Here is a 14290-nt window from a genome sequence, read left to right on the forward strand (position 1 = left end):
GATCTGAATATCACTTACGAGCGTGGCGTCACCAAGGGCTAATTGAAGATTTCGTCACTGCCGAGTAAATGGGTTAGCACCGGGGTGAGACGAGCACAGGGAGCGGGAACCATGACCGAGCGGGTCAGCCGGGAGCCGAACCGGTTGCAGCGCCGCAAGGCGCGTACGCGCGCGGCGCTGGTGAGTGCGGCGCCGAACTTCATCGCACAGGGCAAGATGAACGTCCCGATTTTGGAGATCACCCAGGTCGCCGACGTCGGCATGGGGGTCGTTCTACAATCACTTCCAAACCCGGGAGGAGCTCTTCGCCGCCGCGGCGGAGGACGTCCTCGATCTGCTGGGTGCGACCCTCGATCAGCTCACCGAAGGACTCGAAGACCCGGCGCACATCTTCGCCCAAAGCTTCCGGCTCACCGGACGGTTGCGCCGCAGAAATCCCGTGCTCAGCAAGGTCCTACTCAAGGGCGGAATGAGCCTTGCTGCTTCGGCAAAGGCCTGGCACTCCGCGCCCGTCGCGACATCGAAACCGCCACCGGCCTCGGACGCTTCCAAGTCGGCGACGCGGATCTGGCGATGGCTCTCGTGACCGGGGCGGTCTTGGCACTGGGCCAACTGTTGCACAATCACCCCCCGAACGTGACGACGCCTCAACTGCCGACCAGATCGCTGAAGACCTGCTGCGGAGATTCGGTCTGTCCCCCGAGGAGGCTCGGGAGATCTGCTGCCGCGCAACGACACGGCCGCCTGACATCGCCGACCGCGCACCGACTGCGCCTGCTCGCGGGCCTCGGCGCGGACAATGGCGACGCGCATCCCACAATGAAGGCTCAGGTCCACGAGTAACTCGCCGACGCCACCCCACCGACGGAATGCCTCAACACCGACGGCTTCCCGGCCTTCTGGCCGACGAATACAGCATCGGCCGTTCCACCATCCACCGCATCATCAGCGGCACCGTGCCACGGGTCTAACACCCACGGCGCTCATGTACCTGGTGACACGTTTGTTACCACTACCCCTCATTGGACACGACCATCAGCGCGATCGTCTCCGCACTGTATCTTTTCGCTCGGCACCCCGATCAGTGGCGGATGCTGCGCGACGCCCCGGCGTTGATCCCGAACGCGGTCAACGAGGTCGTGCGCTACGAATCACCGCTACGAGCTTTCTCCCGCAAGGTAACTCGTGCCAACGATATCGCGGGCACCACAATCCCTGCCGATTCCCGCGTCGTGATGATCTACGCTTCGGCCAACCGTGACCGGCTCGAGTGGGACGACCCGGACACCTTCGACATTCGGCGCGATGCCTCTCGTCAACTCGGATTCGGCAGGGCGTACACGGCTGCGCCGGGCAGCGACTGGCGCGGCTGGAGACGCAATCCATGCTCGCCGCGCTCGCGGCACGCGTCGACCGCATCCATCGCCCACTGTGGTTCGCGACCGCGGTGCCGGGCGTGTATGCGGCGGGTGACGCCGCGTATGTGCGCAGCGTCGGCCGTCGCTCACCGTTCTGGTCGAACGCCGTCGCTCAAGGTAAGGTCGCCGCGGCGTCCGCCCTGGGGCTCGAACCGCGGGCGACGCCGATCGACGACTACTTCTGGACCGAGATTCTCGGTGTGCCGATCAAAGTCAGTGGGCCGCTTCCGTTTTAGGGAACCGGACGCGCCGCGAGCGACCATGCCGCGGTAATATCAGGTGGCGCCCCGCCACTGCAACACCTCTAGGGCGGCGGCGATGTGCAGCGTATTGGTGTCCAAGGGGCGAGGGAGAAGTTCGTCTGCTCGCGCCAAGCGTCTGATGACCGTGTTGCGGTGGAGGTGCAGACGGGCTGCGGTGCGTGCCACGCTGCATTGTTCTCTCACGAACGTCAACACCGTCTCTCGCACGTGATCGTTGTCGTTCGCGAGATCACCCAGGGTGTGATGGATGAAGTGATCAGTACGCTCGCGGTCGGCGGCTAGGAGCGATACGAGCCGCACCTCGTCGTAGGTCGCGACGCGTCGGCTGGATTGCAGGCGTGTGAGCATCTGTTGTGTAGACAAGGCATCAAGGTGGGTGCGGCGGAAGCCTTCGATTCCGCGCGCCGTGGAACCAACCGCGATACAGACATCGGGGATGTCGAGAACTCGTTCAGCGAGTGTCTGGGCGTCTACGGTCACCTCGCCCGGCAGCCATACCCAAATGGTGGCGGCGCCGGGAATGATCGTCAGCGGGTTAGGGCTCTGCGCGCATTTCAACAATACCCCAACCGCTTGCTCCAGCCGTCTCAGTTCGGAATCAGGCTGGGTGTTCCATACAATGGCGGCGGTGTGGATTTGGGCTAGGCCGTATCCGAGTCGCATTTCGGCGCGCTCGCGTGTGATCGGTGCGCCCTCGAGCAATAGTGCTACGACTTCACGCCGTTCGGGGGCTGATCCCCTGAGTAGCTCCTCACGTTCAGCATGCATGAGTTCGGTGACCATTGCCAGGGTCGCTTCGACGAACTCGGCGATCGATTGTGCCGAGACGATGAGAAGTGCCTCCAATTCATCGACCTCGGAGGTCAGTGAGAAGGCGAGGCGCACCCATAGTTTCCAGGCCGCGTTTTGGCCGATGCGATAACTGGTCAATGTCAATTCATCGAGACCTCGCCGCACCAGATCCCGTGTGATATCGACTATGTCGGCGTCCAGCACAGGAGCCACGGGCGCGCCAGGGTCGCTTATATTGGACACTGCCCATCTCAGAATGGTCGCTCGCGCCGCACGCTCGGATTCGGCCGCCAGCACCGGCTCGCTGACGCTGGCTTCCATGCCAGGTGAACTCAAGAAAGTATGGGTGAATTCATCGAGCCACCCGGACTTGCGCTGAACGATGAGTTCAGCGCCGATACGCAGCAACTCGCGAATCCGCTCAGGCGGCCGGTCCCGGGACACCCCCTGACTGTAAGGCACATGATGGTGTGAGTCGCACCGTTCTATGAAAAAAACGGTGCATTTCGTACCTTGTTGTCGGCGTGGGCGCGGTCGACACTGATACGCCAGATGTGCACCAACCCACGCCCCGCTGCATCGTGGTTGCGCCACTGCGCGAGTGAAGGAACCCCCCATGACAGTGAATCCGACGCCCGAAGAACTGGGCCGCTGCCCCGTTGCGCACGGGCAGCAACCTGCGTCCTGGTCGACCCGCTACGCGGCGCGGTTGGGGATGGGGCAGCGTCGACGTCCGCCGGGCGTGCCGGTCTACGACGAAGACATCTACTCGGTCGCGGTGATCCGTGATCCCTACACGCATTACCGCGCCATGCGCGCACTTGGTCCCGTGGTGTGGTTACAGAATGGCACCCACGGTTGTGCAGGGCAGGGCCTGTCACGCATGGAAACCGAAGCCATCTTGGGCGCACTGCTGCGCTACGTCGATCGCATCGAGCTGACCGGCACACCAGAGGTGGCGGTCAACAACGTGATCCACCGCTTCGAAACGCTTCCGCTTCGCCTCGTCGGCCGGAGAGATCAGTGAAACCTCCTGCCGATCACATCCAGCACACACCTACATACCCACAAGGAGGAGATGTGGTGCCGCGCTTCGACCATGCATCCGACCTGACCCATGATGTGGCGGTCATCGGGCTGGGCCCGGTCGGCGAGATGGCCGCGATTCTGCTCGCGCGCTCAGGATTAACAGTGTTGGCCATCGAGCGGCAGCCCGCGGCGTATGCGCATCCACGAGTCGGGGTTCTCGACGGTGAGGCCCTCCGTGCATTGCAGAAGGCGGGTTTGTACGAGCGGGCCGCGCAGACCATGCTGCTCAATATGGGCGTGCAATGGCTCTCGCGCCGCGGCGAGGTGCTGGCCACAGCCCTGCCGATCGAGCGCCCGCAGGGTCATCCTTGGCTGAACGCTATCTATCAGCCGCTGCTGGACGGCACGTTGCGGAATGCCCTCGACGAGCTGACCGGCGTCGACGTCCGGCTGGGCAACACGTTGACGTCCGTGGACCAGGACAACGAGGCAGTCGAACTGACATTCGTTGATGCAGAGGGCAATCCGGCACGCGCCCGAGTCCGGTATGTGCTCGGATGCGATGGCGCAAACAGCGCGACGCGCGCCGCGATCGGAGTCGAACTTGTCGGTTCGACGTATCAGGAGCCCTGGCTCATCGTCGACGCGAAGCTGCCGGAGCCTGTCGCGCATCTGCCGTACGTGCAGTTCAGGATGGACCCGGGCGGGCCGCGGATGACGACCCGGTTGGCGGCTGGCAACCATCGGTGGGAGCGGATGGTGATGCCAGACGAAGATCGCGCGGAGTTGCTCGAACCCGCGGCAGCCCGGGCTGTCGTCGCGCAGCACGCAGATCCGGACTCCGCTGAGATCCTGCGCCATGTGATCTACACCTTCTCAGCAAAATGCGCCGACCGATGGCGCGTGGGCCGCGTATTCCTGTGCGGAGACGCCGCCCATCTCATGCCGCCGCTTGCCGGGCAGGGCCTGAACTCCGGTATCCGTGACGTCGTCAACCTGACATGGAAGATCGCCAGCGTGCTTGCCGGCGCACCGGATTCCGTCTTGGAGTCCTACGAACCGGAACGGCGGCCGCACGTAGAAGAGATGACCGAGCTGTCGGTGCGCCTCGGCCGATTCGTGATGATGCGGTCACCCGCCGGAGCCGCCGCGCGTGACGCTGCATTCCGGGCTCTGCTGGCTGTTCCACGAATACGTCGCATAGTCACGGAGGGCACCGGCCGGAGACCCGCCACCTACACACGAGGCTTCCTTGGCGAAACACCTATGCGGCATTCATCAGTGGGTCGGCTCTTCCCCCAGCCACAGGTGCGCACATTCGATGGCTCACAATGTCTTCTCGAGGACATCACCGGATCGGGGTGGCGCATCGTCGGCTGGGGCCAGGACCCCCGCGTCGCGTTGACATGCGAAGGCCGAACGCTGGCCGAAGACGTACTCCGCGCGACCTTTCTCACCTTGTGCTCTCCTGGTGAGCGGCCGCACGAACCAGGCGCCCGTACGGATGTTTTCGAGGACATCAACAACCTCACCAGGCCGCTTCTCCAGCCCCACCCCTTCGCCATCGTGCGGCCGGATCACTACGTCTACGCTAACCCCTCTGCCGCAGCGCTCGACGCTACCGTCAGGACCCTCGCCCGCCGCATGTCGCACCGAAGCCCACAACACCGTGAGCCGGCAGATGACACCGACACACGGACCCTGGCTCCCTCCGATCTACACCTCGGATTCACCGCTCAGGGTATGTGGGGCTTGGCGCCGGTGTCGGGCCGGTTCGAGCAGGCAACCGGTTCGCTTACCTGGCGACCGGACGACACGGCTCGGGTCCGATTGGAAATAGCCAGCGCAAGCATCAACTCCGGCAACTCGTTCCGTGATCGCCACTTGCGTGGGCCCGACTTCCTCGACACAGCGCGGTACCCGTTGATCACGTTCACCGGCGAGGCCACCCGCACTGGGACAGGGATGCGTATCACTGGCGCGCTCACGATTGTGGGCAACGCGTGTGACGAGGTGATCGATGTAAACACCGCTGCGGAAGGAGAAACCCTCACCGGCTGTGCCACCGCGTCGATAAGCCTTTCCGCGTACGGCATCCGGCCCCGCCTCGGGATGGTCCGACCGGAGGTGCAGCTCACCCTGTCTGGTCGACTGTTGTAGCCGAACCGCATGCCCGGTGCCGGCACCGATACCGGAGACCTTCCGGGCCGCATCACCATTGCCGGGCCGGGTTGATCCGGAGAAGGAAATGTTGTGAGGGCACGGCCCATCCGATCACCGGGTTCCGTGTCATCGAGCAGCGATACGGTGTTCTCACGGCGTGGTGTGTTGCCGTACCGGACCTCATATACCACTTCGACTCGATGCGCGGACCGATCCCGATGCTGGGCCGGGGGCGCCGAGACCGAAGTCGGCGATCGGGTCGCGCCAGACCGAATGGGCATGGTGGGCGCGGCGTCGGGTGTTGTCGTATTCGATGAGCACTGGTGGTGGAGGGATGCTTTTTCGGTTGCGCAGGAGTTCACCGTGGCGGGATCTGTCGGAGGTGTTCGAACCGACATTCGGGCATTCTCGATCACCTTGAACATCTGGGCGATGCCGTCATGCACGTCCCCGACCAGCCACCCTTTCGCGGGAATACCATGGCCGCCGAAGGTGAGCTCGCACGTCGCGGAGACCTTCAACCCCATCTTGTGCTCGACATTGGTCACGAACACGCCGTTGCGGTCGGCGAGTTCACCGATCTCCGTATCGAAATGGAACTTCGGTACGAAGAACAAGCTCAGCCCTTTGGTGCCGGGGCCTGCGCCCTCCGGACGCGCAAGAACGAGGTGGAAGATGTTCTCGGCCAGATGATCCGACTCGGCTCCGGTGATGAAGCGCTTAACCCCCTCGATGTGCCATGAGCCGTCTTCCTGCTCGATCGCCTTGGTTCGCCCAGCGCCGACATCGGAGCCCGCGTCGGGTTCGGTGAGCACCATCGTCGCACCCCAGCGGCGATCGATCGCGATCCTCGCCCACCGCTTCTGCTCGTCGTTGCCGACCCGGTACAGGACTTCGGACATCACCGGCCCTAGCAGAAGGAGGCGGCGACGGGCCCCCGTGGGCCAGCCGCATGACGGGAGTGCGCCGCAACTGCCGCAGATCGCCGATCGGCTGAGCGCGCGGGAGCGTAGCGCTCTTCGCACCGTGCGGCACTGGTTCGTTCCGGGCGGCGGGCCTTGGGTAGCGGTATAGCCGGACGGATCGGCATCCCCGGCCTGGCGCGGGAGGCCGGTGTCGCGACCGGATCCTTCTACAGCCACTTCAGCAGTAAAGATGATCTTTTCGACACTGTCCTCGCCGAGGTGATCGGGGAGTTGGTGTGGATACTCGACAGCGCTGCTGCAAGCGTCGACGACTCCGCCGGGATCGTTGTAGCGCACTTACGTGCGATCGGCGAGGTCGGCATCGGCCACCCTGATATCGCCGCGATCATCCTTGCCATGGGGGGACCGGCTCCTCGAAGACCCGGACGTCAGATCGCGGCTGGCCGCTGGCATTCGTGCCGGCATCGCTGCGGAGCGTTTCCACATCCACGACCTGAACGCCGCACTCGACCTGGTCGGTGGAGTTGCCCTGGCGATACTGCGAACGTCGCAGCGCGATCCGGCCGCCTTGACAGCGCCCTGGATGGACATCCTCGCCCAGCAGGCGCTCACCGTGCTGGGGCACCGTTGAGGCGGCGCGGCGAGCGAGCATCACGCGTACGCCTGGTCGCGTCCGTGTGCAATACCGAAGTCTCGACTTCTCCGCAGGGCACGGCATAGCGTCGGCGCGGACTGTTGTCGAGTGCGCCGAATCTCTACGCCGAACAAATCAGGCGAAGCCTATCGACCCGTCTCCGCCGTGTTGAGTGATGCGAGGCCTGCGACGAGGTGTCGAAGTCCGAAGTGGAACTCGCTTTCGAGGGTCTGTGCGGGTAGGCAGTCGGCGACGGCGATGGTGGCGGGGAACTGCGCTGGGTCGAGTTGGCGATAGAGGGCGACGAGGGCGGTGGGGTCGATATTGCTCTCGGTGTCGTGGCCTTGGAGTTGTGCGGCGAAGCCGACGACGTAGCGGGCCAGGGTGGCGTAGATCATGGCGGCGGATGGTGGGGGGAATCCGTTGGCCAGCAGCATGGCCAGCACTTGTTCGCGCAGGCGCAGGGCGTTGGGTCCGGTGGGTACTTGTTCGATGAGCAGGGGAGCGACGCCGCGGTGGCGGTGCAGGGCGGCGAAGATGGCTTCGGCCGCGGTGATGCAGGCGCGTTGCCAGTCGCCGTCGGTGGCGTCGTCATCGATGTCGACCTCGCCCAGAACGCAGTCGATGACGTGGCCGATGAGTTCGGCGCGGTTGGCCACGGCCCGGTAGAGCACCGCGGTACCGGTTTCGAGGCGTTGGGCCAAAGTGCGCATCGACAGTGCGTCGGCGCCTTCCTCGTCGACCAGGCGCAGCGCGGCTGTCACGATCCGATCGAAAGGAACCCGGGGGCGGCCGGGGGAGCGGCGGCCGGTGGTCTCGGCGTCGGAATCGGTGGTGGGCACGCTCGCATTCTCCCGTATCGGCGGGCTGGACATCCGATCAGCATATAACGGTTACGACGTCGCCCTTTTGGTTAACCCATTCCGCAAGCACCCGGCAACACTGCCCTCCGGTAAGCGGGTGGATGCGGTCGTATCAGAACGCTCAGTCCGCTTGATACCGCCCCGGCGACTCGCACCACCGGGGCGGTCCAGCTTAACGGCCTTCACCGCCACCGAATCGCATGGCGTGGATAGCGTCGCTTAGTGCCCGAGGATGGGCTCCCTGCCGATTCCGATTGGGTGATCGTGGACAAAATGGGCCGCCGTTGCTGCCCGCATTCCCCGCAGCACTTCTCAATGCGCGGAGCGCCGGCGGTGTTCGGCCAGACTGTCGAGCCCGAAATCCGAACGCGGATTGCGCCAGACCGAGTGGGCATGGTTGGCCTGGCGCTGGGTGTTGTCGTATTCGATGAGCAGGTCGGGGCCTTGGATCCGGTAGTAGTGCGGTTCTCCGGCCTCGAGGCTGCCTGCCCAGCCGAAGTAGACCTCATCGAGTACGTCGTCGGCCTCATAGTGTGTGGTGTGGATTTCGGCGAGTGCGCTGGGCGCGCGACCGGTGTACAGGCTGATCAGCTGCCGTAATACGTGCCGGTGCTCTGGGTCGAGGTCGCGTGCGGCCAGACCTTTGGGAGGAAAGGAGATCGCCATGGCCGCATGGTCGGCTGCGGTGTATCCGCTACCGCTTTCGGCGCGCATGTCGATGTCGTCGACCAGCTTTCGCAGCGCCGGGTCGGTGAACGTGCCGCGCCAGAGATCCTGCATGTGCATCATCGCGTCGCCGTGGGCAATGGTCGGCCGGTTGCCGGAGACGATGTCGGATATGGCGCTGGTGTGCAGTAATGCCGTGTGGTATCGGTCGGAGTCCAGGGACCGGGCCAGGTGCCGCGCCGCCTCCTCCGGCCCGCCCAGCGGCCGTAGCGTGCCGCCGAGCAAGGCGGCGCTGGCTGGATCGGCTCCGATGAAGCACGGTGTCGTCGAGACGACGCGCCCGCCGATGACGAGGTTGTTCAGCGAGATGTGGTGGCCGCCGAAGCGCCATGCCCAGACCGAGTCGCCCGGTCGGCCGAACAATCTCAGCCAGTACAGGCCGGGGTCTCGGCCCCGTTGCCGTCCCCAGTGGACTTGCCATCCTTCGACCTGATCGAGGACGTTCTCCAGGCCCATTACGGTTGCGACGGTCGCGTATCCGGCCTCGGACAGTCCCGATGCGACCAGCCGCATCGCCAAGCCCTGCTGACGTGCGGTCTGGTCGCGCAGGGCAAGTCCACCGTGGTCGGTCGGAGTGTAGAACCAGCGAAGCCGCTCGGCCTCCGCGTCCGGAGCCAGAGGCGAGTCGAACTGCGCTCGAGTCAGTTGATCCGGGGCGAGCGATTCCAGCCATGCTGCCGCGCAGGCAGCCATGTCGGTGGCAACCAGCTCACGGACCGGAGCAAGCGTGGACTCATCCGGTGACATCGAGCATGACCTTGATCGCGTTGTCTCGCCGTTCGGCGTAGGTATCGAAAGCTTCGGCGATGTTTTCGAGTGGGAAATGGTGGGTCACCAGGGGCCCGGTGTGCAGCCGTCCGCGCGATGCCAGCGACAGGGCCCTAGCCACCGAGTTCGCGCCTTCGCCGCGGACGGTGTCGATCGAGATTCCGTTCATGACAGCGTGATTGAGGTCGGCGGTCACCGGCTGTTCGAAGAAGCCCGCCAAAACGATCCTGCCGCCGCGCTTGACCATGTGGATTGCGTCGTCGACGGCGCTGGGAGCTCCGGAGCACTCCACGACGATGTCGGGGCCGAGTCCGCCGGTGATCTCTCGAACCGCGGCGACGGCGTCCTCCTCGCGGGAGTTGAGTAGATGGTCGGCCCCGAATTGCTTCCCGATCTCCAGTCGGTTGCTGCGCGTGCCCACGAGCATTACCGGGTCGGCTCCGAGTTCGCGGGCGACCTGGACGGCCATCAATCCGATAGGGCCGGGACCGATCACTGCGACGCGGGCGCCGACCAGCAGGGAGTCGAGCACGTCGAACGCGTGCATCACGGTGCCGGCGGTGGTCAGCACGACGGCCGAGTCGAAGTCGATGTGATCGGGAAGCCGGTACAGAGTGGAGACGTGGTTGACGACATACTCGGCAAAACCGCCGTTGACCGTCATCCCCTGTGTCCGATGGCCTTTGGCCTGGTTGCCGTAGTTCAAACAGTCCGTGTAGGAGCCGGACAGGCAGTTGACGCATCGCATGCAGCCCCGATGCGCCTCGGTGACAACGCGATCGCCGACGGCGAATTCGTCGACGGCGCCGCCGACCGCGACCACGACGCCTGCGTACTCGTGGCCGGGGATGAAGGTGTCCGGCGCCGGGCCGGCTCCGTGGAAGAAGCGACGGCTGCGGACCTTGAGGTCGGTGCCGCACAGTGACGCCCGGTGAACTCGTACGAGAACGTCGTCCGGGCCCGGACGGGGCACCGGCATGGTTTTGGTCTTGATAATTCCCGGCTCGCCTATCACTGCCGCGAGCATTGTTTCCGGAAAGGACATCACATTGCCTTTCATGGGCTTTTTATGTCCGCAGGAGGCTATGTGAGCGATTTCTTTTCTGTCCAACGGTCGGCGGGTGGCCGATGGCGGAGAAATCTCGCCAATCGTTCGCTGTACTGCACGTATAAGTTCTCCCTATAGGGCGCGGCGAATATTCGTATTGGGCGCGCTCGTCGGCGTGGTGTTACGGTGCGAAACATATGGAAATTGCCGGAATTATCGGCGTTCGGTCGAGGAGTGGACTTTGGATCTCGAGATTGCCGGTCGAACCGCACTGGTTCTGGGCGCGGGCGGCGGCCTCGGTGGCGCCATCGCGGAAAAATTGGCGGCCGAGGGCGCCGAGGTGGCCGTCGCCGATATCCATCGCGAAGCCGCCGAATCCCGCAGCGACACGATCGTCTCGGCCGGCGGCCGGGCCATACCGGTGGAATGGGACATCGCCGACCTCGACGCCATCGAAGGCAATGTCGCTCTGATCGAGCGAACCCTCGGCCCGGTCGACATTCTGGTCAACAACACCGGCGGGCCGCAGCCCTCGCCGATCCTGGGCCGGCCTTCTGCGGTATGGCTCGATCATTTCCGTTCCATGGTGCTTTCCGTGATCGCCATCAGCGACGAACTCGTCCCGGGTATGCGGGCGCGCGGATGGGGCCGTGTCATCACCAGCACCAGCTCGGGGATCGTCGCTCCGATTCCCAACCTGGGCCTGTCGAACAGTCTTCGCGCGGCATTGCTCGGCTGGTCCAAAACGCTGGCGCGAGAAGTCGCTGCGGACGGCGTCACGTGCAACATTGTCGTGCCAGGCCGGATCGGCACCCGTCGCGTCGAGCGTCTCGACCGGATCAAAGCCGAAGCCGAGGGCCGAGCCGTCGAACAGGTCATGGCCGACAGCGTCGCCACCATCCCCATCGGCCGTTACGGCGACCCGGACGAATACGCGGCGACGGTGGCGTTCCTGGCGAGCGTTCCGGCGTCGTACATCACCGGCACGGTGGTGCGCGTCGACGGTGGTCTCATTCCCAGCCTCTGATACTCACAGCGACAAAGGATCTCAACCATGGCCGTGCTCACCCGAGAGGCGAGCGGCGTCTTCGCCATCGCGCCCACCCCCTTCGACGAGCAAGGAGCGGTGGACTTCGACTCTCTGCACCGTTTGGTCGATTTCTACGAATCGGTCGGCGTCACCGGGATCACCTTGCTCGGCCAGATGGGCGAGGCGCCCAAACTGACTCATGACGAGGCGACCCGAATCGTGCGGCACGTGCTGCGCAGTACCCGGCTTCCGGTCGTCGTGGGAGTCTCCGCTCCCGGCTACGCCGCGATGCGCGCACTCACCGGTGAGGTCATGTCGGCGGGAGCGGCAGGCGTCATGGTCGCACCGCCGAACACCTTGCGCACCGACGACCAGATCGTCGGCTACTACGAGGGCGTCGGGGCCGTGCTCGGCGACTCGGTTCCCCTCGTCGTGCAGGACTACCCCTTGTCGTTCTCGGTGGTCATGAGCGCCGGGGTCATCGCGCGTATCGCCCGCGCCGTGCCCAGCTGCGTCATGCTCAAGCACGAAGACTGGCCGGGACTGGAGAAGATCAGCGCCTTACGGCACCTCGAAGCCGAGGGCGACATGCCACGACTGTCGATCCTGTGCGGCAACGGGGGACTCTTCCTCGACTTCGAGACCGCGCGGGGCGCCGACGGCGCCATGACCGGATACTGCTTCCCCGAGATGCTGGTCGATGTGGTCGGTCATACCGCAGCGGGTCGTTCCGAGGAAAGCCACGACATCTTCGACGCGCATCTGCCGTTGCTGCGATACGAACAGCAGCCGGGTGTGGGCCTGGCCGTGCGCAAGTACGTCATGCAGCGGCGCGGCCTGTTCGCCTCCGACAACCAGCGCACGCCCCGCAGCGTGCTCTCGAGCCGAGCACGGTCGGAAGTCGACCATCTGCTCGCCCGGCTCGCTCGCCGAGACAGCCGAGCGAATCGGGTCGCGTGACTCGCTCGCTGCGTGCCTGCGCCGGCGGGGCCGGCGGTAACTTCATCTGATGCGACTGCGCCAGCTGGAGTACTTTCTCGCCGTCTGGGAAAGCGGGTCGTTCAGTGCCGCCGCGGCGCGGCTGTATGTCTCGCAGCCGTCGCTGTCGCAGCAGATGCGTGCTCTGGAGAAAGAACTCGGCGCGCAACTGCTTGAACGCGGCCGCCATGGCCTGGCCCTCACGCCCGCGGGACGGGTCTTCCTGCCCCACGCCGAGCGGGTATTGCGGGCTGTCGGGGAAGCCGCGGACGCAGTGCACCAAGTGGTCGAGGGGCGAAGCGGCGACGTGCATGTACTGACCGTCCGGTCGATCGCCTCCGGCATTCTGCCTCCGAGCGCCGTCCGGTGGCACTCCCTGTTCCCGACGGCTGTCCTGCGGGTGCACGACTTCTCGCACCGTCGTGCGCTCGAGGAGGCGGTTCGCGGCGGACAAGGCGACATCGCGGTCGGTCCGCGGCCCGAACTGTGGGAGGGGCCCGTCGTGTCGCTCGGTTACGAGGAGATGGTGCTGGTCGGCCCGGCGAGCCGGGACACGGGTTCCACGGTGGAACTCGACGAACTGGCCGCAGCCGACTGGATCCTCTACGAGCCCGAGCAAGGCATGAGCGAGATCGTGGGCCGGACGGCGACCGCCCTCGGATTCACTCCACGCGCGGTCGCGCGTACCGGACAGGTGGCCGCCGCACTGCTGTTCGCCATGGAGGGCATGGGAGTCGCGCTGGTGCCCAACAACGCCGTACCAGGCGGCTGGATACGGCACGCCAGAAGGATCGGGCCGGGGGTTTACCGTGAGATCGTCGCCTACAGCCGCAGCACGCCGACGCAACTCGCGCAGCGGTACCAAGACCTGCTCACGTCTCTCGAGTTGCCCCTCACCTCTGCCGCGGAGCTTCCGGCAGGGGCTTTGCGCTGCTAGGCGTCCCTCGCCACGATCAACCGAGGCCATCGAGGCCTGGATTTCGCTGCTGGGGCTCGATCCGCAGAACCGGGCCCTTCGCATGATGATCCGAGCGGTGGCCGGCGCCATCGACGAGGCCGCCGTCTATTGGCTGCAGAACGGTGAACCGTTCGACGTCGACGCTGTGGTCGAGTGCCTGATGCAGCTGACCGTGGCGGCGCTGCGTTCGGCCGCCGCGCTGGACAGCACAGTCGATGTGGACGCGGCGCTTCGGCCGATGCCTCGACGCTCGCTCCGGTTCTTCTGAAGTGCAGCAAGGATTTTCGCCTATTCGTCGTCGAGCGGGTGGGTTCCGCCATATTGCGGGGAGCGTGCTTCACATTGCCCTCGCTCCGCCGTGACCGGGCGGCTCCGAAAAATAACGGCAACTATGTTGTTGAAACATATTGACGACTGGCGTGATATCGGCCACACTGTAGCCATTATGCCTGGACGAGCAGCTGTCGATAACCGGATCGACCCCGATCCGATCTTCGGGACCGAGTGGCAACGGAAGAGCTCACGCGGGAGCCGCAGGTAGTTGATGCGGCGAACGCGGGGGCGCGAAGCGTGCTGTCCACGCGTCGAAAGCGTCCACTGAATTGATGTTCATCCCTTCCGCTCCGAGCGGAGGGGCCAACTGAGCGACTACATGATCATTATGAGCGTGTAGTCGAAATGCGTAGTGATCGTG

The 14290-nt window shown here is 65.0% G+C and carries 13 protein-coding genes and 4 pseudogenes; 11 read left to right on the forward strand and 6 right to left on the reverse strand.

The window, feature by feature from the left end:
• Positions 1-38: 38 nt before the first annotated feature.
• The gene (locus ON34_RS37080) at positions 39-263 is read right to left on the reverse strand and encodes a hypothetical protein (RefSeq protein ID WP_040787037.1); all 225 of its coding nucleotides are present in this window, start codon (positions 261-263) and stop codon (positions 39-41) included.
• Here ON34_RS37080 and ON34_RS37950 point away from each other — a divergent pair.
• The 3 genes and pseudogenes from ON34_RS37950 to ON34_RS38730 form a co-directional block, all read left to right on the forward strand.
• Positions 217-728, forward strand: a pseudogene (locus tag ON34_RS37950) (TetR/AcrR family transcriptional regulator); the annotation flags it as partial. The gene ON34_RS37080 and the pseudogene ON34_RS37950 overlap by 47 nt on opposite strands.
• Before the next feature lie 363 nt (positions 729-1091).
• A pseudogene (locus ON34_RS38725) lies at positions 1092-1244 on the forward strand (cytochrome P450); the annotation flags it as partial.
• A 140-nt stretch (positions 1245-1384) separates the two neighbouring features.
• Positions 1385-1654, forward strand: a complete 270-nt coding sequence (locus tag ON34_RS38730; RefSeq protein ID WP_040787042.1) for a hypothetical protein — start codon at positions 1385-1387, stop codon at positions 1652-1654.
• A 39-nt stretch (positions 1655-1693) separates the two neighbouring features.
• Here ON34_RS38730 and ON34_RS32345 read toward each other — a convergent pair whose 3' ends face one another.
• Positions 1694-2917 carry a PucR family transcriptional regulator gene (locus tag ON34_RS32345; protein WP_218003969.1) on the reverse strand — a complete coding sequence of 408 codons (1224 nt, stop codon included), beginning with the start codon at positions 2915-2917 and terminating at the stop codon, positions 1694-1696.
• A gap of 172 nt (positions 2918-3089) precedes the next feature.
• On the opposite strand from ON34_RS32345, the gene ON34_RS38385 reads away from it, so the two are divergent.
• Together ON34_RS38385 and ON34_RS36640 are read left to right on the forward strand one after the other, a co-directional pair.
• Complete coding sequence (locus ON34_RS38385; RefSeq protein ID WP_218003970.1) at positions 3090-3500, forward strand: hypothetical protein; 411 nt, start codon at positions 3090-3092, stop codon at positions 3498-3500.
• A gap of 56 nt (positions 3501-3556) precedes the next feature.
• The gene (locus ON34_RS36640) at positions 3557-5662 is read left to right on the forward strand and encodes a bifunctional 3-(3-hydroxy-phenyl)propionate/3-hydroxycinnamic acid hydroxylase (RefSeq protein WP_169333922.1); all 2106 of its coding nucleotides are present in this window, start codon (positions 3557-3559) and stop codon (positions 5660-5662) included.
• A 386-nt stretch (positions 5663-6048) separates the two neighbouring features.
• Here ON34_RS36640 and ON34_RS35410 read toward each other — a convergent pair.
• A pseudogene (locus ON34_RS35410) lies at positions 6049-6543 on the reverse strand (acyl-CoA dehydrogenase family protein); the annotation flags it as partial.
• A 180-nt stretch (positions 6544-6723) separates the two neighbouring features.
• On the opposite strand from ON34_RS35410, the pseudogene ON34_RS38735 reads away from it, so the two are divergent.
• Positions 6724-6822, forward strand: a pseudogene (locus ON34_RS38735) (TetR family transcriptional regulator); the annotation flags it as partial.
• 160 nt (positions 6823-6982) lie between these two features.
• On the forward strand, positions 6983-7222 hold the full coding sequence (locus tag ON34_RS37960) for a hypothetical protein (protein WP_040787051.1): 240 nt from the start codon (positions 6983-6985) through the stop codon (positions 7220-7222).
• 149 nt (positions 7223-7371) lie between these two features.
• On the opposite strand, the gene ON34_RS32370 is transcribed toward ON34_RS37960, so the two are convergent.
• From ON34_RS32370 to ON34_RS32380, 3 genes are all read right to left on the reverse strand, one after another.
• Positions 7372-8067 (reverse strand): TetR/AcrR family transcriptional regulator, encoded by a 696-nt coding sequence (locus tag ON34_RS32370; RefSeq protein ID WP_040787054.1) that lies wholly within the window; start codon positions 8065-8067, stop codon positions 7372-7374.
• Between the two features lie 333 nt (positions 8068-8400).
• Entirely contained in the window at positions 8401-9561 is a 1161-nt protein-coding gene (locus ON34_RS32375; RefSeq protein ID WP_051023452.1) for a DUF3500 domain-containing protein, read from the reverse strand.
• Positions 9548-10693 (reverse strand): zinc-dependent alcohol dehydrogenase, encoded by a 1146-nt coding sequence (locus tag ON34_RS32380; protein ID WP_157172562.1) that lies wholly within the window; start codon positions 10691-10693, stop codon positions 9548-9550. Before ON34_RS32380 ends, ON34_RS32375 begins: the two co-directional genes overlap by 14 nt.
• A 10-nt stretch (positions 10694-10703) precedes the next feature.
• On the opposite strand from ON34_RS32380, the gene ON34_RS32385 reads away from it, so the two are divergent.
• The 4 genes from ON34_RS32385 to ON34_RS32400 all read left to right on the forward strand — a co-directional run bounded on the left by ON34_RS32385 (position 10704) and on the right by ON34_RS32400 (position 13864).
• The gene (locus ON34_RS32385) at positions 10704-11657 is read left to right on the forward strand and encodes an SDR family oxidoreductase (protein WP_245548302.1); all 954 of its coding nucleotides are present in this window, start codon (positions 10704-10706) and stop codon (positions 11655-11657) included.
• Positions 11658-11684: 27 nt separating this feature from the next.
• On the forward strand, positions 11685-12620 hold the full coding sequence (locus tag ON34_RS32390) for a dihydrodipicolinate synthase family protein (RefSeq protein WP_040787066.1): 936 nt from the start codon (positions 11685-11687) through the stop codon (positions 12618-12620).
• A gap of 49 nt (positions 12621-12669) precedes the next feature.
• Complete coding sequence (locus tag ON34_RS32395; RefSeq protein ID WP_040787069.1) at positions 12670-13575, forward strand: LysR family transcriptional regulator; 906 nt, start codon at positions 12670-12672, stop codon at positions 13573-13575.
• Between the two features lie 97 nt (positions 13576-13672).
• Positions 13673-13864 (forward strand): hypothetical protein, encoded by a 192-nt coding sequence (locus ON34_RS32400; RefSeq protein WP_157171159.1) that lies wholly within the window; start codon positions 13673-13675, stop codon positions 13862-13864.
• Positions 13865-14290: the final 426 nt, after the last annotated feature.

The sequence above is a fragment of the Nocardia pneumoniae NBRC 100136 genome (genome assembly GCF_000308755.1).
Lineage (GTDB): Bacteria > Actinomycetota > Actinomycetes > Mycobacteriales > Mycobacteriaceae > Nocardia > Nocardia pneumoniae.

Coding starts and splice junctions, on each gene's coding strand:
- ON34_RS37080 (WP_040787037.1), bottom strand. CDS start 263: ATGCCGACGTCGGCGACCTGGGTGATCTCCAAAATCGGGACGTTCATC.
- ON34_RS38730 (WP_040787042.1), top strand. CDS start 1,385: ATGCTCGCCGCGCTCGCGGCACGCGTCGACCGCATCCATCGCCCACTG.
- ON34_RS38385 (WP_218003970.1), top strand. CDS start 3,090: ATGACAGTGAATCCGACGCCCGAAGAACTGGGCCGCTGCCCCGTTGCG.
- ON34_RS32375 (WP_051023452.1), bottom strand. CDS start 9,561: ATGTCACCGGATGAGTCCACGCTTGCTCCGGTCCGTGAGCTGGTTGCC.
- ON34_RS32390 (WP_040787066.1), top strand. CDS start 11,685: ATGGCCGTGCTCACCCGAGAGGCGAGCGGCGTCTTCGCCATCGCGCCC.
- ON34_RS32395 (WP_040787069.1), top strand. CDS start 12,670: ATGCGACTGCGCCAGCTGGAGTACTTTCTCGCCGTCTGGGAAAGCGGG.